The 20,792-nt window shown below is 54.1% G+C and carries 22 protein-coding genes and 1 tRNA gene; 16 read left to right on the top strand and 7 right to left on the bottom strand.

Going from position 1 to position 20,792, the window contains the following annotated elements; translation table 11 throughout:
* The first annotated feature begins 43 nt into the window (after positions 1-43).
* Genes larE through VNL73_06150 form a run of 4 tightly spaced genes read left to right on the top strand, consistent with a single transcriptional unit; the run spans position 44 to position 1,935 of the window.
* The gene (gene larE, locus VNL73_06165) at positions 44-910 is read left to right on the top strand and encodes an ATP-dependent sacrificial sulfur transferase LarE (protein ID HXF48992.1); all 867 of its coding nucleotides are present in this window, start codon (positions 44-46) and stop codon (positions 908-910) included.
* A complete protein-coding gene (locus VNL73_06160) occupies positions 900-1,112 on the top strand; it encodes a hypothetical protein (protein ID HXF48991.1) in 213 nt (70 codons plus the stop codon). The genes larE and VNL73_06160 overlap by 11 nt, the downstream gene beginning before the upstream one ends.
* Before the next feature lie 6 nt (positions 1,113-1,118).
* The gene (locus tag VNL73_06155; protein HXF48990.1) at positions 1,119-1,532 is read left to right on the top strand and encodes a hypothetical protein; all 414 of its coding nucleotides are present in this window, start codon (positions 1,119-1,121) and stop codon (positions 1,530-1,532) included.
* Positions 1,522-1,935: a hypothetical protein gene (locus VNL73_06150; protein ID HXF48989.1), complete on the top strand. Its 414-nt coding sequence runs from the start codon at positions 1,522-1,524 to the stop codon at positions 1,933-1,935. Before VNL73_06155 ends, VNL73_06150 begins: the two co-directional genes overlap by 11 nt.
* A gap of 12 nt (positions 1,936-1,947) precedes the next feature.
* Here the strand turns inward: VNL73_06150 and VNL73_06145 are convergent, their stop codons facing one another.
* The gene (locus tag VNL73_06145) at positions 1,948-3,315 is read right to left on the bottom strand and encodes a M20/M25/M40 family metallo-hydrolase (protein HXF48988.1); all 1,368 of its coding nucleotides are present in this window, start codon (positions 3,313-3,315) and stop codon (positions 1,948-1,950) included.
* A 115-nt stretch (positions 3,316-3,430) separates the two neighbouring features.
* Between VNL73_06145 and VNL73_06140 the strand changes: the two genes are divergently transcribed.
* From VNL73_06140 to secA, 5 genes are all read left to right on the top strand, one after another.
* A tRNA-Ala gene (locus VNL73_06140) sits at positions 3,431-3,503 on the top strand.
* 172 nt (positions 3,504-3,675) lie between these two features.
* Complete coding sequence (locus VNL73_06135; protein ID HXF48987.1) at positions 3,676-4,200, top strand: hypothetical protein; 525 nt, start codon at positions 3,676-3,678, stop codon at positions 4,198-4,200.
* Between the two features lie 258 nt (positions 4,201-4,458).
* Positions 4,459-5,292: a hypothetical protein gene (locus VNL73_06130; GenBank protein HXF48986.1), complete on the top strand. Its 834-nt coding sequence runs from the start codon at positions 4,459-4,461 to the stop codon at positions 5,290-5,292.
* A gap of 35 nt (positions 5,293-5,327) precedes the next feature.
* Complete coding sequence (locus tag VNL73_06125) at positions 5,328-5,783, top strand: hypothetical protein (protein HXF48985.1); 456 nt, start codon at positions 5,328-5,330, stop codon at positions 5,781-5,783.
* 104 nt (positions 5,784-5,887) lie between these two features.
* Positions 5,888-8,896: a preprotein translocase subunit SecA gene (gene secA / locus VNL73_06120; GenBank protein HXF48984.1), complete on the top strand. Its 3,009-nt coding sequence runs from the start codon at positions 5,888-5,890 to the stop codon at positions 8,894-8,896.
* 101 nt (positions 8,897-8,997) lie between these two features.
* Here secA and VNL73_06115 read toward each other — a convergent pair whose 3' ends face one another.
* Complete coding sequence (locus VNL73_06115) at positions 8,998-9,342, bottom strand: hypothetical protein (GenBank protein ID HXF48983.1); 345 nt, start codon at positions 9,340-9,342, stop codon at positions 8,998-9,000.
* 83 nt (positions 9,343-9,425) lie between these two features.
* Between VNL73_06115 and VNL73_06110 the strand changes: the two genes are divergently transcribed.
* From VNL73_06110 to VNL73_06080, 7 genes are all read left to right on the top strand, one after another.
* Positions 9,426-9,998 (top strand): GNAT family N-acetyltransferase, encoded by a 573-nt coding sequence (locus tag VNL73_06110; protein ID HXF48982.1) that lies wholly within the window; start codon positions 9,426-9,428, stop codon positions 9,996-9,998.
* 84 nt (positions 9,999-10,082) lie between these two features.
* A complete protein-coding gene (locus VNL73_06105) occupies positions 10,083-10,592 on the top strand; it encodes a cupin domain-containing protein (GenBank protein ID HXF48981.1) in 510 nt (169 codons plus the stop codon).
* A 104-nt stretch (positions 10,593-10,696) separates the two neighbouring features.
* Positions 10,697-11,110, top strand: coding sequence for a ferritin-like domain-containing protein (locus tag VNL73_06100; GenBank protein ID HXF48980.1), 414 nt, complete (start codon positions 10,697-10,699; stop codon positions 11,108-11,110).
* A gap of 156 nt (positions 11,111-11,266) precedes the next feature.
* Positions 11,267-12,703 (top strand): NAD-dependent malic enzyme, encoded by a 1,437-nt coding sequence (locus VNL73_06095; GenBank protein HXF48979.1) that lies wholly within the window; start codon positions 11,267-11,269, stop codon positions 12,701-12,703.
* A 68-nt stretch (positions 12,704-12,771) separates the two neighbouring features.
* Entirely contained in the window at positions 12,772-13,116 is a 345-nt protein-coding gene (locus tag VNL73_06090) for a DUF1801 domain-containing protein (GenBank protein ID HXF48978.1), read from the top strand.
* Positions 13,117-13,121: 5 nt separating this feature from the next.
* The gene (locus tag VNL73_06085) at positions 13,122-13,607 is read left to right on the top strand and encodes a hypothetical protein (GenBank protein ID HXF48977.1); all 486 of its coding nucleotides are present in this window, start codon (positions 13,122-13,124) and stop codon (positions 13,605-13,607) included.
* A 34-nt stretch (positions 13,608-13,641) separates the two neighbouring features.
* Entirely contained in the window at positions 13,642-14,145 is a 504-nt protein-coding gene (locus tag VNL73_06080) for a hypothetical protein (GenBank protein ID HXF48976.1), read from the top strand.
* A gap of 6 nt (positions 14,146-14,151) precedes the next feature.
* On the opposite strand, the gene VNL73_06075 is transcribed toward VNL73_06080, so the two are convergent.
* From VNL73_06075 to VNL73_06055, 5 genes are all read right to left on the bottom strand, one after another.
* Positions 14,152-14,325, bottom strand: a complete 174-nt coding sequence (locus tag VNL73_06075; GenBank protein ID HXF48975.1) for a hypothetical protein — start codon at positions 14,323-14,325, stop codon at positions 14,152-14,154.
* A 31-nt stretch (positions 14,326-14,356) separates the two neighbouring features.
* Positions 14,357-15,712, bottom strand: a complete 1,356-nt coding sequence (locus VNL73_06070) for a replication-associated recombination protein A (protein HXF48974.1) — start codon at positions 15,710-15,712, stop codon at positions 14,357-14,359.
* 86 nt (positions 15,713-15,798) lie between these two features.
* Positions 15,799-17,457 (bottom strand): amidase, encoded by a 1,659-nt coding sequence (locus VNL73_06065; GenBank protein HXF48973.1) that lies wholly within the window; start codon positions 17,455-17,457, stop codon positions 15,799-15,801.
* 69 nt (positions 17,458-17,526) lie between these two features.
* Positions 17,527-19,371, bottom strand: a complete 1,845-nt coding sequence (locus tag VNL73_06060) for a glutamate mutase L (GenBank protein ID HXF48972.1) — start codon at positions 19,369-19,371, stop codon at positions 17,527-17,529.
* Between the two features lie 80 nt (positions 19,372-19,451).
* Positions 19,452-20,636, bottom strand: a complete 1,185-nt coding sequence (locus VNL73_06055; GenBank protein HXF48971.1) for a VCBS repeat-containing protein — start codon at positions 20,634-20,636, stop codon at positions 19,452-19,454.
* Positions 20,637-20,792 lie beyond the last annotated feature (156 nt).

Below are 20,792 nucleotides of genomic sequence, written 5' to 3'. Positions count from 1 at the left end.
AAGTCAATTGAATAAGGGAGAAAACGGCCGATAACGCTGTCTTTTGCCATGGGGATTTATTATCTTTTTCTTGATGGATGCGTCAAACAAGTTTGAAACGCTGAAAAATAACCTCCGCGGCTATGAAAAAGTACTGGTGTCCTTTTCGGGCGGCGTCGATTCCTCTTTTGTGCTGTGGGCAGCTTCCCAGGTTTTGCCCAAGGAGAACGTTTTTGCTGTAACGGCGGTTTCCGCCAGCTTGGCCCCGGAAGAACTGAAAGAAGCGAAGGAACTGGCACAAAGTTTCGGCTTCGGCAACAATCACTGGCTTATCGAAACCCAGGAACTGGAAATCGAGGGGTATCGGGTCAATCAACCCTCCCGCTGTTTTTTCTGCAAAGATGAGCTGTATTCCAAGTTGTCCGAATTGGCAGAGGAGCACTCCATTCCGCACATTCTGGACGGTTTCAACGCTTCCGACGTCGGGGATTTTCGCCCCGGACGGAAAGCGGGAGAAAAATGGCGGATTAAAAGCCCGCTTTTGGAGGCCGGGCTGACCAAGCCGGAAATACGGGAGATTGCCCGGGCGCACAACTTGGGTTTCTGGAACAAACCGCAGATGGCCTGTTTGTCTTCGAGAATTCCGTACGGACAGGAGGTTACCGTGGAAAAGCTTTCACAGGTGGCGCGGGCCGAACAGGTGTTGCACCAACTCGGCTTCCGGCAGGTGCGGGTGCGGCATCATGAAAAAATCGCCCGCATCGAAGTGGAGCCGGAAGAGTGGAGCCGGTTTTCCGATTTTGAGTTACGCGCGCAAATCCAGAACGAGCTTCGCGAACTTGGGTTTCTTTACGTCACGCTTGACTTGGTTGGCTACCGCACCGGCAGCTTGAACGAGGTTTTGAAAAAGGGGGCCTCAAATGGCGGATGAACCAAAAAGGCCGGCCATCAAGCTGGTCACCGGCGACCAAGTGCGGCAAATCAGTTATGAGGAGCTGGCCCTCTCCATGCATATGTCCCAGGAGGCGCTGATCAAGGTCCTAATCGAGAAGAAAATCATCTCCCCCGACGATTTCTTGAAGGCCTTGAAAGAGGTTCGCGAAGAACGCTACCGCACCGAACCGAAGCCGTAATTTTTTATGCTTTCCTGGTATTACCATCCGGCGGCCAAAGACAAAGCCAAAACGGCACTTGCGGTCACGGTCATTTTGGCCTTCGGGTTTTTTGTTTTGTGGTATTCGCAATCCGTTATCTTTGCTTTCTTGGCGGCGTTGATTTTGACCGCTTCGCTCGGCGTGTTCTTTTTTCCCACTAAGTACACCCTGAATGATGAAGGGCTTACCGTCGAATTTCTGGGTACCAAACAGGTCAAAAAATGGGACAGCTTCGTCCGGGCGGAGCCGGAGAAAAACGGCATTTTTCTTTCTCCCTTTGCGCGCAAAAACTTTCTGGAGCATTATCGCGGTGTTTTTGTGCGCTATGATGGGAACAAGGAAGAAGTGGATCGGTTTGTATTGAACGCGATTACCAAAAAGGAAGCGAATGTCGTTTAAAGACGCCTTTGCCCTGCATCCGGAAGGGGATAAGCCGAAACTTACCGAAAAGCAATCGGAGCTTTTGAACAAGCTGGCAAAAAAGGTGGTGGAGTACCGGATGACCGTGCCGGCGATAATGTTTTTGGAAACGGTCAAGCCGCTTTCCTACATCGGCAGCCAGACGATGGTTTTCTTTGAGCCGATGGTGAAGGCCGTTTTCAACGTCGCCGAGTACGACGAGATTCGCATCCTTATGGAAGATCGGCGCAACGTGGAGGAACTTTTGGTGCGGATTGAGCGGTTCGACGGCGAGGCGCTGGCAAAGGAAAAAGCCGTGAGAAAACAAAGCAGGTTCTGGGGCTGGTTTCGTCGGAAAAAAACCACCCATCCCCGCCCAAATTCCTCGCTCCGCTCGGAATGACAGCTCAGGGGGTTACTTTTTCTTCCAGATTCGGGATAAAATCAACGTTGTCAGTTTGGCGCGATCTAGCAGCGTATTCAAATGCACCCACTCATCTGTAGTATGGCTGGCGCCGCCGATGGGGCCCAGAGCATCCAGAGTCGGGCATCCGGCCAACGCCGCCACGGAGGCATCCGACCCGCCGGCGGAACCTTTGACCCCGGCAGGGACGTTCAAAAGCCGCGCCAAGGCCAGGACCTCGCCCGCCCAGCGGTAGCGGGCAGTGTCCGGCCGCATCGGCGGAAAGCCGAGTTCAAATTCCACTTCGGTTTTGGCCTCCTCTCCCGTCCAAGGGTTGCGCAGATAAACTTGGCGGCAGATTTCCTCCACTTTGGCGCGCAGGTAGCTTGTGTCGGCTGGGTTCAGATAGCGGAAATCGACTTCGGCTCGGGCAAAATCGGGCACGCGATTGGATTTGGCGAAAGGGCCCAAGTCAATGACGCCGGGACTGGCCGTGATGCCACGCTTGTAATCGGAAAGCTTGGATAGTTCCAAAAGCTTTTGCGAAAGCTCGAGGGCGGCGTTGATTCCCAAGTAATGCTGATTTCCAGCGTGGGCGGCGCGGCCATGACAGGTAATCGTCGCACCAGCAGTGCCTTTACGAGCGACGACTATGCCGCCGTACGGCACATCCCGCCCTTCTTCAAAGTTCAGGCAAAAATCGGCCCGTTTGGCTTCGGCAAACATTTTACCCTGCGAGAATTTGGAGCCGGTCTCCTCGTCGCCGTTGAAAAAAACGGTGACATCTTTATTCTTCAAAAGCCCGGTCTGGTTCAGCGCTTCGAGGGCGAAAACGATTACGACCAGACCGCCCTTCATATCGGCCACGCCGGGGCCGACGGCTGAATCTTCCGGAGTTTCGGCAAAACGGACAAGTTTGAGAAAGCCGCTTTCCGGCTCGAAAACGGTGTCTAAATGCCCCATCAAAAGCGCTTTTTTCCCTTTTCCGGCTTTGCGCAAAATCCGCCAAGGACCGGAAGTTTCAATTTTCCTTTCCCCGGCGACATCCAGCGTTTCCGCTTTGGCCGGGATGAGTTCCTCTTTGAATCCGAGCTTGATTAGTCGTTCAGAAAGAATTTTGCCGACCGCGTCGATGCCCGCTGCATTCCGGCTGCCGGAATTGATTTCGACGATTTCTTTTAAAAGGGCGACCATTTCATCTTTTTTGCCGTCCAAAAACTTCACAAACTCTTTTTCACTGGTTTCGAGCGGGGCAACCTGGGTCGCTTCGGCCACATCTACTCTTGGGTTGACCAGCGCCTCGACTTCCGGCAAAGCCAACGTGCTGTCCGCGGGGTACGGGGTTTGGGAAAACGCCGGTTGAAAGGCAAATGTTGCCATGAAAAGAAAAACCAATCTCCGAAGCATAACGCAAGAATAGTCGTTCGGCGATTCAGCGTCAACTATCGAGTGTGATTGACTACGGCACTGGGGCGCGTATATTTCTCACATCTTTGGGGCCGTAGCTCAGCTGGGAGAGCGGTACGTTCGCAACGTACAGGTCAGGGGTTCGACTCCCCTCGGCTCCAGTTTGTTTTTGTGATTTAAGTGCGCATCGCCACCCCGCCGCATAATCAAGTGGTGTATCGGGTGTTTTCGAATCTCTAAAATAAGCCCTGCCCGGTCGAGTTTAAAGCTCAAAAAGCGGCTGTATTTGTCGATATAATTTGTGAAAGTGACCTTTTAACAAGGGGGGGAACAATGAGCACAGAGACCGAAACAAAAACACCAAATACAGCGCCTGAAATCGACCCGTTGCGCCTGCAGCGGTTTATACAGGAGATAAAAGAGAATCAAAGCTTGTTGTCCGGCACCTTGGCCGGCCTTGCCGCCGCCATCGTGGGGGCCGGCGTTTGGGGAGTTATCACCGCGCTGACCAAATATCAAATCGGCTGGATGGCCATCGGGGTTGGCTTTTTAGTGGGGATGGCCGTGCGGACGTTCGGAAAAGGAATCGACAAATCCTTTGGAATTGCCGGCGCCGCAATTTCGGTTCTGGGATGTGCGGCCGGAAATTTACTGGCCACCTGCATTATGATCTCCCAGCAGCAGCAAGTTCCCTTTTCGCAGGTGCTTTCCAGCTTGAATCCGGAGGTCGTGACCAGTCTGATGAAAGTGACTTTCCAGCCGATGGACCTTCTGTTTTACGGGCTGGCCGTATATGCCGGTTACCGTTTTTCGTTTCGTCGGATTACCGCAGAGGAATTGGCGAAGCTGACCAAGTAAAACCTACGCGCACTATTCATCCTAACGGGCCCGAGCGGGTTCGAAATTAATCCCGCCCGGGCTTTTTCTTTGGAATCTTTTGGTTCCTTTCCTTATCGGGTGTTTTCGAGTTTGTAGAAGGGAGAAAAATAACTATTATATTAAGAAGCAATGCTACACGAGCCAGAGCAAATCAACCAACGACCCTTTCGAACCGAGCGGGACAATGTAGTTTCCTTTGACCTTCCTCTTAAAGCCCCTTGCCCATGTGAAAGTGGTTTGCCAACCAATTCTTGCTGTCTAACACCCGGCGGTATTGCGACCAAGGCTGCTTCGACTATTCCTCCAGATTCAAAAACTGGTTATTCGCGAGAAGGATGTTATGCAACGCTCCTTAATGATTGCGGAGGAAAACTTTCGAACGAGCACTATCTTTCCGAAAATATCCTGAATATCTTGAATCAAAAGGAACGCGGTGGGCTTAGGGTGGGTGGCTTGCGGTGGCAAAAAAACGAGGATTTGCAATCGCTCCCACCTACAGCCCTTACTGCGCGCATTCTTTGCGAAAGACACAACGCATCTCTTTCGATACTAGACTCAAAAGCAGGAAAATTTTTTAGAGCCTTTGATAACCTAGCCGGAAATACTCAAGATACTATTTGCCTATTTAATGGACACGATATAGAGCGTTGGTCGCTGAAGTTTCTGTGCGGACTTATTGCGTCAAACAGCCTAAAACTTGACCCATCTGTAAAGTTGGAGATTCCCAACAAGTGGGTTGAAGTTTTGTTCGGATTAAGAGGTTTCGAATTAGGACAGGGTTTATACGTTTGCTGTTCAAAGGGTACTGAATTTAGTGGTCGAATGGGCGTAACTCTCCGACCATTTGGTCAAGGGGATCAAATCACAGGTATTATATTTTGGATTTGCGGATTCGAATTAATTTTTAGCATGAGGCCATTGGGGTCTCAAGATCTGTTTGGGAGACAGGTGTCTTATCGGCCAGGAGAATTGCACATCGTAGGGCCCAAATATGAGAAAAGTGTAGTGCTAAGTTGGGACGAACCCGCTGGCAGAGCCACAATTCATCTCAAACTGAAGGAAACTTGGTAAAGCAGTACTAAAGCACTGTTAAAAATAGCAAGATTATGGCAAATACAGAGGTACAACTCGAAGTGGAGAAATGGTTACGAGAAAATTGGCTACCTAAACAATTCGGGCAAAAGTTTTACAAGAAACAACGGCAATTATTGTCAGGAGGTAAATTTGAATTCGATGCGGTAAGCGAGGATGGAAATGTGCTGGTAACCATATCAACCAGCCATGCAAAAACTGTTTCTGGAAAGGGTGGTTCTGGTAAACTGCAAAAAATTCGTGCTGACGCGCTTTTTCTACTCCTATCGGGTGCCCAGAGTCCGGTTTTAGTATTTACCGAACAAGACATGTTTGATCTTTGTAAGAAGGAGCACAACAAAGGCCGGTTGCCGAAAAATGTTGATATTCGTTTGGTTAACGATAAAGAGATTCCTTCAGATTTAAGAATTCAATTACTACACGCACGACGAAGCTCTTCAACTGAAGTCTCACCTACCCGGCCCTCTTGAGCATGAGTGAGTAAGTCAGAAAAGCCCAAAGGAACCTTTTCCCCTCTCCCCTTGTTTTTCCCCTTAAGAAATCGTTACTTAAACCTTGGAGCGTATAAAAACCGATGATAATGAATTTGATTACGGCCATTTTTGGCACCAAGCACGAGCGGGATATCAAAAAAATTATGCCGCTCGTGGAACAGATTAACGAAATCTATCCAACCCTTAAGGATTTGTCCGACACGCAGTTGGCGGACAAGACTGGCGAGTTCAAAAAGCGGCTTGAAGAAGGGGAAACACTGGATGACCTCTTGCCGGAGGCGTTTGCGGCGGTCAAGGAGGCCTGCCGGCGGCTTTGCGGCAAGAGCTGGCCGGTGGTGGGAATGCCCATCAGCTGGGAGATGATTCCCTTCGACGTTCAGCTTATCGGCGGCATCGTTTTGCATCAGGGGAAAATCGCCGAAATGGCGACCGGCGAAGGAAAAACCTTGGTGGCCACCCTGCCCCTTTATCTGAACGCCCTCGAAGGCAAGGGGGCGCACTTGGTCACGGTCAACGACTATCTGGCCCGGCGCGACTCGGAATGGATGGGGCCGGTCTTTCAATCCCTCGGTTTGACGGTCGGCTGCATCCAGAACGAAATGGACCCGGCCACGCGCAGAATTCAATACGACTGCGACATCACCTACGGCACCAACAACGAGTTCGGTTTCGACTACCTGCGGGACAATATGTCCGTCCGGCTGGAAGACCGTGTCCAGCGTGGATTCCACTACGCCATCGTGGACGAGGTGGACTCGGTTTTAATCGACGAAGCGCGCACCCCGCTCATCATCTCCGGCCCGGTCACCCATTCCACCAGCCGCTACGGCGAGATGAAACCGTTAGTCGAGCAGGTGGTCAAAAGGCAAACCCTTTTGACCAACAAGCTGATTGCCGAAGCGGAAGAGCTTTTGAAAACCGGCGACGGCGAAAAGGAATACGAGGCCGGTATCAAATTGTTGGCCGTGCAGCGCGGCGCGCCGAAAAACAAAAAGTTTTTGAAGTTGGGGAAAGAGCCGGGGATAAAAAAGCTCATCCACCGGGTCGAGACCGATTACCTGCGGGACAAAAAACTGCACGAAATTGACGATTTGCTCTACTACTCCATTGACGAGCGGGAAAACACCTGCGAGTTGAACGAAATGGGGCGCGCCCTGCTTTCGCCGGAAGACCAGAAGCTGTTCGTCATCCCGGACATCACCGAGGGGCTTTCGGAAATCGAGGGGAACGAGGAACTTTCCGAGCGGGAAAAGCAATTGCGCAAGGAAAAACTCTACGCCCTGCACGCCGAGCGCTCGGAAAAAGTGCACAACATCAGCCAGCTTTTGAAGGCCTACGCCCTTTTCGAAAAGGACGTGGAGTACGTGGTGCAGGACGGCAAGATTTTAATCGTGGACGAGTTCACCGGCCGCTTGATGCCGGGACGGCGCTATTCGGACGGCCTGCACCAAGCCATCGAAGCCAAAGAAGGGGTGAAAGTCGAGGGGGAAACGCAGACTTTGGCCACCGTCACCTTGCAAAATTTCTTCCGGCTCTACAGCAAGTTAGGCGGAATGACCGGCACGGCGGTCACGGAGGCGGGGGAGTTTTTCGAAATTTACAAGCTGGACGTCACCTCCATCCCGACCAACAAACCGGTGCGGCGAATCGACTACGACGACCAGGTCTTCCGCACCAAGCGGGAAAAATACAACGCCATCATCGAAGAAGTTGCCGAATATCATCAAAAAGGGCGCCCCGTTCTGGTCGGCACCACCTCCGTGGACGTTTCCGAAACCTTGTCGCGGATGCTCAAGCGGCAGGGGATTGTACATTCGGTTTTGAACGCCAAATACCACCAGCAGGAAGCGGAAATCGTCTCCCGCGCCGGGCAGCCGGGCGCCGTCACCATCGCCACCAATATGGCCGGGCGCGGCACGGACATCAAACTGGGCCCCGGCGTGGTCAAGCATCCCCACTGCGCCCTAATCGACACCGACCCGGACGTTGAACCCTGTCCCCATTTGAAAGAGCTGGACTGCTACGCCAAGGTCCCCTGCGGGCTGCACATCATCGGCACCGAACGGCACGAGGCGCGGCGGATCGATCGCCAGTTGCGCGGGCGCTCCGGCCGGCAGGGGGATCCCGGTTCCTCCCGCTTCTATTTGTCGCTGGAAGATGACTTGATGCGGCTTTTCGGCTCCGACCGGATTGCCTCGGTGATGGACCGGCTCGGATTGGAAGAAGGGGAAGTCATCGAGCACCGGATGGTAACCAAGGCGATAGAACGGGCCCAAAAGCGGGTGGAAATGCAAAACTTCGCCATCCGCAAGCATCTGTTGGATTACGACAACGTGATGAACAAGCAGCGGGAAGTGATTTACGCCCGCCGGCTGGAGGTTCTGGAAAAAGAGGATTTGGGAGAGGAAGTCGCCGGGCTTATCGAGGAAGTGGCCGAAAATATCGTTTTTGCCCACTGCAATAAGGAGGAGATTCCGGAAAACTGGAACTGGACGGCCTTGAAAGACGATTTGCGCCGCACTTTTTTGGTCGATTTGAAAATTTCCCAGGAGGAAATCGCCAAACTGGATTTTGACACGCTGGTGGAAAAGATAAAAGAGATGGCCCTGCAGGTGTACCGGGCGAAAGAGGCGGCCATCACCCCGGAGGTGATGCGCCAGCTGGAAAAATTCGCCCTCCTCTCCACCATCGACGAGCGCTGGCGGGAGCATCTGTACGAAATGGACCAGCTCCGCACCGGCATCGGCCTGCGGGCCTACGGCCAGCGGGATCCCTTAATCGAGTACAAAAAAGAGGCCTTCCGCATGTTCGAGGAGATGGTCGGGGCGATTGACCGCGAAGCCGTCGAGCTGATTTACAAGCTGCAGGTGGGAGCTCCGCGCGAGGCCCGCCGACCGAGGCCGGAAGCGGTGCGCGCGGTTCACGCCGAGGCGACCGGGATGGGCTTGATGGGTGAAGGGGCTTCTTCGGAACCGGGAGAGGAAAAACAGAAACCGGTGCGCGTGGAGCCGAAAATCGGCCGCAACGACCCCTGTCCTTGCGGCTCCGGCAAAAAATACAAGAAATGCCACGGCGCCGTGGCGGCGTAAGATTAACCCACCAGCAGGGGCTGGTGGGCCACCCTGATAATTTAAGAGGTTACGCTGGTAATTTAATTGGGTGGCCCGGAGCCCCCGCTCCGGGAACAGAATCAGTAGATATCCACCGAATCAAAATGGGGGAATGGAGTGGCGAATTCCGGAACTTCGTTCAGCCCCTGCCCGATTTTCTTGCAGAGTTTGTCCATTTCATCCCAAATGGCCCGTACCTTCGGGTCTTGATGCGCTTTGGCCACAGCATCTTGACTCTTCCATTCGAAAATCTCGATGAAAATCTCCGGATTATGGCGGCTGCGGAGTAAAATCGGGGCACGGCGGGTGGCGTAGCCCGCCTTCAAAAAATAGCGCCTCTTTTTGGGCAAAAGCTTCAAAAACGCCTTTTCATTTTCGCTCGCGACCTGATAGAGCGCTAGAACCACTCCGGTTTTCTTGGCCATGGGACGAAAAAAACAAAGCAGACGACGTGACGTCAAGTCCGATGGACAACCCAAAACAGTTTGCTTAATTTCTTTGCGGCTCTATGAAAATCGAGTACAAAGAGCTCAAACCTACGCTCTGGAAGGATGTAGAGAAACTTTTCGGCCCGAACGGTGGCTGTGCCGGTTGCTGGTGCATCTGGTGGCGCTTGCACAAAGGGGGAAAGCTGTGGCAGGAAACGCGCGGCGCAAAAGCCAAAAAGATGTTTCAGGGCTTGGTGAAAAAAGGTCAGGCGCGTGGCATCTTGGCCTACGCCAACGGTCAACCGGTTGGTTGGGCCACCTTTGGCCCGCGCACCGATTTTCCACGGCTCGAAACGGCCAAGGCGTATGCCGTTGAAGATTTTGCCGAGGTTTGGTCGCTTCCCTGTTTTTTCATTCAATCCGGTTTTCGCAATAAAGGGATTGCCCGGGGGCTTTTGGCGGCCTCCTTAAAGGCGGCCAAAAAGCATAAAGCCAAGATTTTGGAAGGGTATCCGGTCCCCTTGACCAAAACGGGAAAGAAACTGCCGGCGGCCTGGTCCTGGACGGGGCCTTTGAGAATCTTCGAAGAGGCCGGTTTCAAAATCGTCCAACGGCAGTCCTATTCCCGGCCTTTGGTTAGGAAGAATCTGTAGGGGCGTATTGCAATACGTCCCCACGGTAAAATGTATATCCGTAAGGGCGAGGCATGCCTCGCCCCTACAAAAAAAGGAGGAAATTTGCCAAAGAAAATCTTAATCTGGTTTTCGCTCGTCATTGCGATTTTAATTTGTTCCGGCCTTCTTCTTTTTGCCCAAGAAGAGCCGTCCATACCAAAGGTGGAGACACCCTCCCGGCCGTTGCTGGTGAATTCATACGAGCTGAACTGGTTGAATCCGCCGGCGGGGGTGCGGAAAGGGGCCAGAGTCGCCTTGGTTCACGGCATTCCGGCCTCGGAGCCGTATGCCCAGTTCGTCAAAGTGCCGCGGGGATATGCTTTCAAGCCCCATTTTCACGAGCAGGACGAATCGGTGCTGCTCCTTTCCGGCACGGTGGTGGTGGGATTCGGAGATAAAATTGACCAGGAAAAGGGGACGGTTTTGACATCCGGTGCCTATGGCTTCATCCCGGCCGGAAAAGCCCATTGGGCGGTGGCCAAAACGGACGCGATGTTCTATCAACACGTCTCCGGCCCCGCCTCCGTCACCTACGTCCACCCGGAAGACGACCCGCGGAATACCGCGCGATAGGCATATTGCCATACGCCCTTCCTATTCTATATTCCCGTAGGGGCGAGGCATGCCCCGCCCTTACAATCAGGGTGGGTGACGCCGCCCGTTAAAGGAGGATGAAAATGGACAAGAAAAAACTGATTGCCGGACTGAACGCCGATATGAACCGGGAACTGGAAGCGGTGATGCGCTATATGCTGGAGGCCTCGATAATGACCGGTTTTGGCGGGCACGAGGCGCGCGAGGTTTTTGAAGCGGAAGTAACCGACGAGCTGGGACACGCCAAGCTTTTGGCGGATAAGATCGTGGCTTTGGGGGGCAAGCCGGAGGTCAAACCGGCCTATCCCACCCCGATTTACGATGCGAAGAAAGCGCTCCAGCGGGAGCTGAAAATGGAGCTGGATGCCATTAAAAACTATAAAGAGCGCGTCAAGGAAGCGGACGAGCTTGGGGAAGTCGGTTTGAAGGTGAAGCTGGAAGAGCTTATCGCCGACGAAACCGGCCACGCCGAGGAGATTGAGCGGCTGTTGGGATAGCCTCGGAATTCTCTTGAAAAAAAGCCCTGCCAAAGCAGGGCTTTTTTGTTGGCCAAATAAGGGCTGGATTTAATCTCCCAATCTCTTTTTATTCCGTTTGAGTGGTGGACTGAAGTCCTCCACTGTGAGGTTTTTGGGTTATGAAAAGGAGCTAATATGGAACTCACCTCTTCCCCCAGCTTCGGGCTCACCGTGCGGGTGGAGCTGGAACACAAAGCCGGGCGGCTGGCCTCGCTACTTTCGGCGGTCGCGAAAGTAGGCGGGGTCATCGGCGCCGTGGACACCGTCGAAACCACCAACCACACCACCATCCGGGATATCGGCATAGAAGCGCGGGACGCCGCCCACCAAAAAGAGATTCTGGCGGCCATTGCCGCCGTCCCCGGCGCCTGGCTGATTGCCGCCAGCGACCAGACCTTTCTGGCGCACCTCAAGGGGAAAATCGATATCACCAGCAAAATCCCGATTTCCAAGCGGAGCGATTTGTCCATCGCCTACACCCCCGGCGTCGGGCGTGTTTCGGAAGCGATTGCCAAAACGCCGGAATTGGTCTGGCACTACACGATAAAAGGCAACTGCGTGGCCATCGTCACCGACGGCACGGCGGTTCTGGGACTGGGGGACATCGGCCCGGAAGCGGCCCTGCCGGTGATGGAAGGAAAGGCCCAGCTTTTCAAGCGCTTCGCCGACGTGAACGCTTTTCCCATTTGTCTGGCCACCAAGGATTCGGATTTGATTGTGAAAATCGTGAAGGCGATTTCCCCCGCCTTCGGCGGTATCAACTTGGAGGATATCTCCGCCCCCCGTTGCTTCGATATCGAATCGCGGCTCAAGCAGGAACTGGATATACCCGTTTTCCACGACGACCAGCACGGCACGGCGGTGGTGGTTCTGGCGGCATTGCAGAATGCGCTCAAATTGGTGGGAAAAAAGCTGGAGAATTTGAAAACGGTGGTGGTCGGTGCCGGCGCGGCCGGGGTGGCCTGCGTTAGGATTTTGCAAGCCAAAGGGTTGAAAAACGTGGTGCTTTGCGACCGGGTGGGGGCGCTCTATCGTGGCCGCAAGGAGCATATGGATTCCGCCAAGGAGGAGATTGCCAAAACCACCAACCCGGAAAACCTCAAGGGTTCGATTCTGGATGTCGCTTCCGGGGCCGATTTTCTTTTGGGTGTTTCGGGCCCGGGGGTAATCCCGCTGGAGGCGGTCCAAAAAATGGCCAAAGATGCCATCGTTTTTGCGCTCGCCAACCCCGTGCCGGAAATCCAGCCGGAGGAAGCCGGGCCTTTTGTGCGGATTATGGCCACCGGCCGTTCGGACTATCCCAACCAGATTAACAACGCCCTCTGCTTCCCCGGTATCTTCAAGGGGGCCTTGGCCTGCAAGGCGCGGGAAATCAACGAGGCGATGAAACTGGCCGCCGCGGACGCCATTGCCTCCCTTATTCCGGAGCAGGCGCTAGACGAGGAGGACATAATCCCCTCCATTTTCCATCCGAAAGTGGCGGACGCCGTGGCGGAGGCCGTCCGGGATGCCGCCGTGCGCACCGGGGTCGCCCGACAGTTCAAGAAGACGCCGGAGACCATCAGCGGCTGAATCCGCTTGGGGGCAGAAATTCCCCTTTCAGCCCGCCGATGTGGTATATTGAAGTGAAAGGAGTACCCATGCAAACTGTTGGGGATCCGAAAACGTTGTTGGTGGGGTGGAGCAGGGAAGTAACCGAAATTATCCAGCGCCTGCGGGAGGAGATGGCCAAAATCGACAAGGGGATCGTCGAAACGGTCGGCCGGCTTTCCTTCGACTACCGGCGCAAGGAGCTATTTGCCTACATCTGGCCCTACAAGGAAGGGGTCAATTTGGGTTTTCATACCGGCAGCAAAATGACCGACCCGAAGAAGCGGCTCCTGGGATCCGGCAAGCACAGCCGCCACTTTCAAATCTCCAAGCTGGAGCAGGTGGACAGCTACGTAACCGATATGGCCAAAAAGGCCTGGGTTCGCGACGTTTAGAGGGAATGGGGCTTTTTTCGCGCCGGGTTAAAGCCGAAAAAACTTTTTCCGCTACAGACATTTTAGCCCGCCTGCTTGGCCGCTGGGCTGGCCCGGGAAAAATCTACACCCCGGCGGGGGTTCAGAATTACCGGGTGGAGCTGACGTTTGCCGCAAAGGACGCAGGGGCGGCGGATGCCTCGCCCGTACAAATTTCCGGCAGTATGGTTTCCTATTTCGAATCCGGCACCGTTCTGGATACGCCGGTTCAGTTAAGATTGGAAAAGGAAATCTGGTCCTTGGTGTACACCCAAACCAACGTGCATGGGCAGGGGAAATTGTCCGAAGGAAAATTGGAGTTTCTGCAGAAAGACCCCTCCGGCAAGCCCGCCGGCCAGACGCAGGAAATCTGGAATTTTCTTTCCGCCGACCATCTTTTCATTGAAAGTTTCATCCTCGACGCAGAGGGGGAAAAAGAGCCGTTTTTGAAGGTGGTTTTACAAAAAGAGTGATTCCAGTGTACCTTGAAAAGAGCTCGAAGGAGGAATGATGGGTGGAAAATCTGAAAAGAAACAGAACTGGGGAATTAAGGAAGTGGATCTCGTTTTAGAAGAGCTTCAAAACAAGGGGGTAATTAAACCACTCGGAAAATTATTATATGATGAATATTCTCTTCCTTGCCTGGGTCTCAAAAATAATCAGCTTTTCGATTCCGATAGGGCGGTTAAGGTAATTGGAAAAGAGGACGCAATTTTTTCCATATTCATTGAAGTTGATAAAGCCGGGTCAGCCGACCACAATGTGATAAAATACCTCCCATATATCCTTGGGAATATTGAAAAAATAAACTACCAGCACATTTTCTTATTGCATATTTTGGGCGATGTATTTTTAAACAACAATCTTGTTTCTTCAAGGCGATTGGCAAAATATTATGGGCAGTATGCAATCCCGCAATTATTTCCAAAGTTTCATTATGAGCAGTCTGAGCCGATGCATAAGGAACAAATTAGTGGGTGGTTAAGGGAAAAATTCTCTAAAATTCTGTAATTTTATCTAATCTTCCGCCACGCGGACGAATTCGGTCTTGGGGGCGCCGCAGGAGGGGCATTTTTCGGGTAGCGCCGCCAGTTCGTCGCGGTGCCACTGATAACCGCAGCGGGTGCATTTCCACAATAATTCCCCGGCCCACTCGGCCAGCTCTTCGGAAGGGGAGATGTAATCGGTCATTTTATCGTACGGCGGGTTTGAAACCCTCCGCCTATGTTTTCTTCCTTTTTTTACCGTCTTCCATGGCTTTTTGCTTCAGCTCTTCCCAGCGCTCGATCCGATTCTTGATTTCCTTCTCAAAGCCGAGCTCCGAGGGATGGTAATACTTTCTCCCTTTCAGCGAATCGGGCAGATGGTCCTGCGCCACAAAATGCTCTTCATAATCATGCGCATATTTATACCCCGCGCCGTACCCCAGGGCCTTCATCAAACCGGTCGGGGCGTTGCGGATATGCAACGGCACCGGCTCGGCCTTGGTTTTTTCCACATCCTCGCCAACCTTGCCAAAAGCGGCGTAAACGGCGTTGGACTTGGGGGCCGTTGCCAGATAAATGCAGGCCTGAGCCAGAGCGAGTTCCCCTTCCGGCGTGCCTAAAAAGTGATAAGCATCCTTGGCCGCCAGCATTACGGAAAGCGCCTGCGGGTCGGCGTTACCGATATCCTCGGAGGCCATCCGCACCATCCGCCGGGCGACATAGAGCGGGTCCTCGCCGGAAGCCAGCATCCGCGCCAGCCAATAAAGCGCCCCGTCCGGGTCGGAATCCCGCACCGATTTGTGCAAGGCGGAGATGATATTGTAATGCTCTTCTCCGGCCTTGTCGTAGCGCAACGCCTTTTTCTGCGACGCTTTCTCGATGACTTCCGGTGTGATTTCGCCGTTTTTGCCGACGATGTTCAGACAGAATTCCAAAAGCGAAAGGGCGATGCGGGCATCCCCGTCGGAAAAGATGGCAATCCGTTCGAGGGCCTCATCGGTAATTTTCAGATTGTGTTTTCCCAGTCCCCGCTCCTTGTCGGTCAGCGCCCGCCGGGCAATCGTTTTTACCTCGTCGTTGGTCAATTCCTTCAAGACAAAAACCCGGCAACGGGAAAGGAGCGCCGAGTTGACCTCGAAACTCGGATTTTCAGTCGTGGCGCCAAGCAAAATGATTACCCCCTTTTCCACAAAGGGGAGAAAGGCATCCTGCTGGGCCTTGTTGAAGCGGTGGATTTCGTCGATGAATAAAATCGTTTTCTGCCCGTACATCACCTGCCGCTTTTCCACGTCGGCAATCACATCCTTGATTTCCTTAATGCCGGCGGTGACGGCGGAAAAACGCAAAAATTCCGCTTTGCTGGCGGCGGCAATGAGATAGGCGAGCGTGGTTTTGCCGCTCCCCGGCGGGCCCCAAAAGATGGCAGAGCTCATTTTGTCGTTTACAATCGCCTCATAAAGCGGCTGGCCGGGGGATAAAAGTTGCTTTTGGCCGACGAATTCGGAAAGCGTTTGCGGGCGCATCCGGTCCGCCAGCGGGGCATGCTCGGACGCCATATACTTTTCCTTTGGCTTTTCAAAAAGGTCGGTCATAGCGAATCCTATGGAGAAAACATAGCGGAATGGAGAGGGAAAAGCAATCCGTTAGGCGGGGGCGCAATATATCGTGCCCCTACAAATCAAAATCCCGTTGGATGCTTTCTATGAAAATCAGTAGCGTCCTGATATGCTTTCGCCACGGCCAAAACGGTTGCCTCGTCGTATAAGCGCCCCATAAACGTGATGCTGGTGGGATGGCCCTCCTTGTCAAACCCGTTTGGCAAAACCACACAGGGATGGCCGGTCAGGTTGGTCAAAAGCAAATTGTCTCCCTCGAAGGGCGGCGCGATATACACGTCTATGGAGTCCATCAACTTTTCCATTTCCTCGATAACCAGTCGGCGCAGGCGGTTGGCCTGTATGTACTCCACCGCCGGGATGAAACGGGAGGCGCGGAAATAGTTTGGCCAGGCATCCTTAATCTGGCGCACCATTTGGTCGTCCTGATTGGAGCGGGTGATTTCATCAAAAGCGGCCGCCGCCTCGGCCGTAAGGATAAACGACATCGGGAAAATGCCCAGATTGGGGAGTTCGATTTCGTGCAGGGTGACCCCCATTTGCCGGAACGTCTCCAAAACGGCGTTGTTGAATTCGGCGTGGGCGGTATCTTTATCCATATCCTTTTTCAAATAGCCGATGCGAAGCTTTTTTAAATTTATGTTGGCCGAATAGTTGAAGGGATAATCGCGAACCGCCCGATCCACTCCATCCGGGCCGAGAATGGCATCGAAAACGATGGCGCAATCTTCCACTGCCCGGCAAATTGGGCCGATTTTGTCCATCGACCAGCTTAAGGCCATCGCCCCGGCGCGGGAGACCCGTCCAAAAGTCGGGCGCAGGCCGGTGGCGCCGCAGCGGCTGGAGGGGGAAACGATGGAACCCCAGGTCTCCGTGCCGATGGCAAACGGCAGACAGCCGGATGCTACGGCGGAAGCGGAGCCGGCCGAAGAGCCGCTGGAACCCTGGGCCGTGTCCCAGGGATTGCGGGTGATTCCGCCGTACCAAACATCCCCCCAAGCGAACTCGCCCACGGTCAGTTTGGCAGCAAGCACCGCGCCGGCATCCGCCAGTTTTTTCACCACCGTTGCATCCTCATCAATCATTTGGTCTTTGAAAATGCGCGAGCCCCAAGTGGTGGGGTATCCTTTGGCGGCCAGAATGTCCTTGGCGCCGTAGGGAATACCGTGCAGCGGGCCGCGGTAGCGCCCGGCGGCGATTTCCTCATCGGCCTTGGCCGCCTCCTGCAGGGCCCGTTCCTCCGTCAGATTGACCACGCACAAGAGCATCGGGTTGTACTTCTTCAACCGCTCCAGGAAAAACTTGGTCAGCTCCGTGGAAGTTACCCGCCGGGTGCGGAGGAGTTCCCCCAGTTCGCGGATGGAATAAAAGGCCAAATCCTCCATCCGTTCCGGCCTTTTCACCCGCCCGATTGGACTTAAACGGTTTTGCTTTGAGCGCGGCTTGAATTCAAAACCGGTCGGAATGGGGTCAAAGACCAAAACGGGTGCCAGGCCGTTTGGGATTGTAAACTTGCGCAGCGAATCATAGTCGGTCAAATACTCTTTCAAGACCGAGAGCATGCTGTCCTGCTCGGCGCGGGTAAAGTTGAGACCAAGCAACTGCTGGGCGGCCGCCACCCGGCTGCGGGTAATGCGGGTTGTGTCGACTTTCGCATTTGCAAGCTGAAAAACAAGAAGAAAAGCAGCGGCCGCGGCAACACTCATCCTCAATTTTTGCATGGTTCCCTCCTTTTTGGATTTGAAACAAAAAGGGCGCATCCCCTGAGCCCGTTCACGCGTAGAATTGGGTTACTTTCTTTCCAAAATCTCCTTGGGATAACAGCCCAAAGCGAGCATCCATTCCTTCAGCTTCGGGACGCGGACTTTGGGGTCAACCGGCAAATTGAAGGGACGCCCGCGGCCGTCCAAAACAATCCCGGTCACCCCGCCGGAGATTTCCCCTTCCCATTTTTTCCCCGGCCCGGCGCCGACATCGAAATGGCGCGTCGGGCTCAAACTTGCTTTGGCCTTCAGCGGAAGTTCGTCCGGACCCAGGCCCAGCGGGATTAGCTTCATTTCGCCAAATTTCAGTTCACCGGACTCAATTTTGCCGTCAGGCATCGTGAAGCTGTAGTCCAGAATCTTTTTTCCCTCTTTTTCCAGTCCGACCGGCACAATTGCCGTACCCAGATGAATCAAACAATCCTTGTTGAAAACCTCCAGCGCCGCCTGGGGGTGCACCTCGGTCAAAACGCCCAGCTGGGGCATCATAAAAATCGAATCGACGGCGAGGCGAGTGATTCCCTCCGGCATAAAGGCGTCAATCAGCATCATCGCCGCCTGATTGCGCCGCGGGGCGTGGGAAAGCACCCCCCCGGAGCCGATCAGCATATCTAAGTCCATCATATTGACGATGGTCTGCCCGGAGGCGGTCTGCTCGAACGCCTCGGCAATCGTGCGTTGCTGCTGCACCCCTTTCAGCGTGGTGGCGAACGATTTGTGCTGGATGAAGGCCAGCCGCAAGGCCTCCTTGGCGATCGCCTGTTCGAAAATCAGTTCCTCCATTTCCTGCGGGATGGTGGTGGGGCGGATCATTTTGTTTTTCACCCGGTTGCGCAGATCCCGCTCCTCCATCGGGAAGGGCACCCAGCGCATCACGTTTTCCAGCTTGGCCTCGGCAAAAACGTTTGAAATCGAATAGCTCATTCCCAGATTGGCAGAGACCGTGCGGTTGAAAACCCCTTGAAAGACGGAGAAAATGTCGGTCGTGGCGCCGCCGATGTCCACGCCGACCACTTCGATTTTTTCCAAATCGGCGATTTTTTTCATAATCAAGCCAACCGCGCCAGGGGTGGGCATAATCGGGGCGTCCGTCCATTCCATCAACTTGCGGTAGCCGGGAGCCTGGGCCATCACGTGCTCCATAAACAAGTCGTGAATTTTTTCCCGGGCGGGAAGCAGGTTTTCCCGCTCCAGAACGGGGCGGAGATTGTCCACAATTACCAAATCGGTCTTCTGGGCCAAGGCTTCTTTGATCGGAGGCCGCGCGTCGGTATTGCCGGCATAAATCACCGGCAGCTTGTAACCCGTTCCCAGCCGCGGGCGGGGGTCGGCCGCCGAGATAAGTTCCGCCAGCTCCACCACGTGGGTGGTGGTGCCGCCGTCCACCCCGCCGGAAAGCAGAATCATGTCCGGGCGCAGGTGGCGGATACGTTCAATCTGCTGGTGGGGAAGCCGCCGGTCGTTGGAAGAAATCACGTCCATCACGATGGCCCCGGCCCCCAAAGCCGCCCGCTCGGCCGACTCGGCGGTCATTGAGCGAACCACTCCCGCCACCATCATCTGCAGCCCGCCGCCGGCCGAGGAGGTGGAAATGTAGATATCGGTTCCCACGTTCCCTTTTGCGGGGGAGATAATCTTTCCGTTCTCGTCCAGTATTTTACGACCGGAAAGCTCCTCTACCTCGGCAATGGCGTTCAAAACCCCCATCGTCACGTCCTCAAAAGGGGCCTCCACCGTGGTGGGGGCCTCTCCGCGCACCTTCAGCCGGTAGCTTCCATCCGCTTCCTTTTCGATGAGAATCGCTTTGGTGGTGGTGGAGCCGCAATCCGTGGCGACGATGATTTTAATATCTTCGGGTCGTAAATTTTTCATTCTCTATAAAACTGTCAGGTGGTGCAAGATAAAAAAGGGGGATGGACAAAGCAAACTGTTTGCCCGGCGGCGGTTTGAGATTAGTGAGAGTCCCTTGTTCCCGCTGGCACCAGCCGGTACTTCCAGACCCGCCCTTCCCCTTCCCCCACCAAGAGGAATTCTTCGCCCGTTCCCTCATCCCGCACCGCCCGCAAAGCCGCCAGCGGAGGAAAAAATTTCTCCTGGTAAATAATTTCCTTTTCCGGGTTGTAGATAAAAAGATGGCTGTCGCGGCGCGGGGTGGAATTGCAAACCAGAAGGGCGAAATAGTACAATCCGTCCGCCTCGAAACGCACGGGTGTGCCGAGAACCTCATATCCTTTGACCGGAGCAGGAACGGAATCAACGTGCTTTCCTTTGAAATCATAAAGCTGGATTCCTGAAAACTTGTTGTTGCTCAAGATAAACCATCCGCTGTCAGCGTCCGGCCAGCGGCACAGGCTGAACAGGGTTATGTAATTGTTCCCGGGCAACTCCGTCCGGATTTTGCCGTCGCCGTCCCGAATCCTCAATTGTCCGGCGAAGTTGGAATACACAATCTCATTTTTCCCATTTCCATCCCAATCCAAAATTTCAATATTCCATACGTTTTGTTCCGGTTCTGTCCAGCGCAAGCGGCCGTTTCTATCCAGCAGGCGCAGCCCCCCGTTCCCTTTCATCGCCAGTACGCATTCCGACCAGCCATCTCCGTCCAGATCCCCGCAAGCCGCCTCCCGGACGGCCGGATCCGTTCCCAATCCGTATTTCCAGAGCCGCCCACCCTCGCGGTTGTACAGGCAAGCTTCCTCCTGCCCCCCACCCCGGCTTAGAAATTCGAAGTTCCCGTCCCCTTCCAAATCCACGGGCGAGACCTTTCCTCCCATCCGCTCAAAGCGGACGGAAAGCAGGGGTTTGCCGGAGTCGGTAACCGATACGGCCCCTCGTTCCGCTGCAATCCAAAAAGCGGTTTGGGAATCCGCGGGCGTTTTTGCCAGGTGAATCGCGGTGATTGTTCCCAAGGCAGCCCTTTGAAAAAAAAGCTGTTTGTCTACCACCAACGGCTTGGCCGCGGCTTTTGCTCGTTCGGCTTGTGTCGGCGTTTGCCGCGGGGAGATTTGGCTTTGCACTTCATTGTGAAAGAGGGCAACGGAAAAAAAAAGTAAAAACAAACCGGAAAGACCGAAGCCATTTTTGCCTGAAAGAACGACCGGTCCATAAATTCTCGTTTTCTTATCAAAAAAGCTCACCCGCAACCTCCGGTTTCTTTGATAATCGCCGTTTTTCGCCCCTGTTAAAATTTATCATGGATTTCCATAAAATCAACCCCCTAATTTATACAATAAGGACCGAAATTTGACCAGCCCCGAGAGCCCCGGGCGCCTGCGGCCGCCCCGCGTTGACAC

This window comes from Verrucomicrobiia bacterium, assembly GCA_035574275.1.
Taxonomy (GTDB): Bacteria; Zixibacteria; MSB-5A5; order DSPP01; family DSPP01; genus DSPP01.
This window is presented reverse-complemented; position numbering and strand designations above follow the sequence as displayed.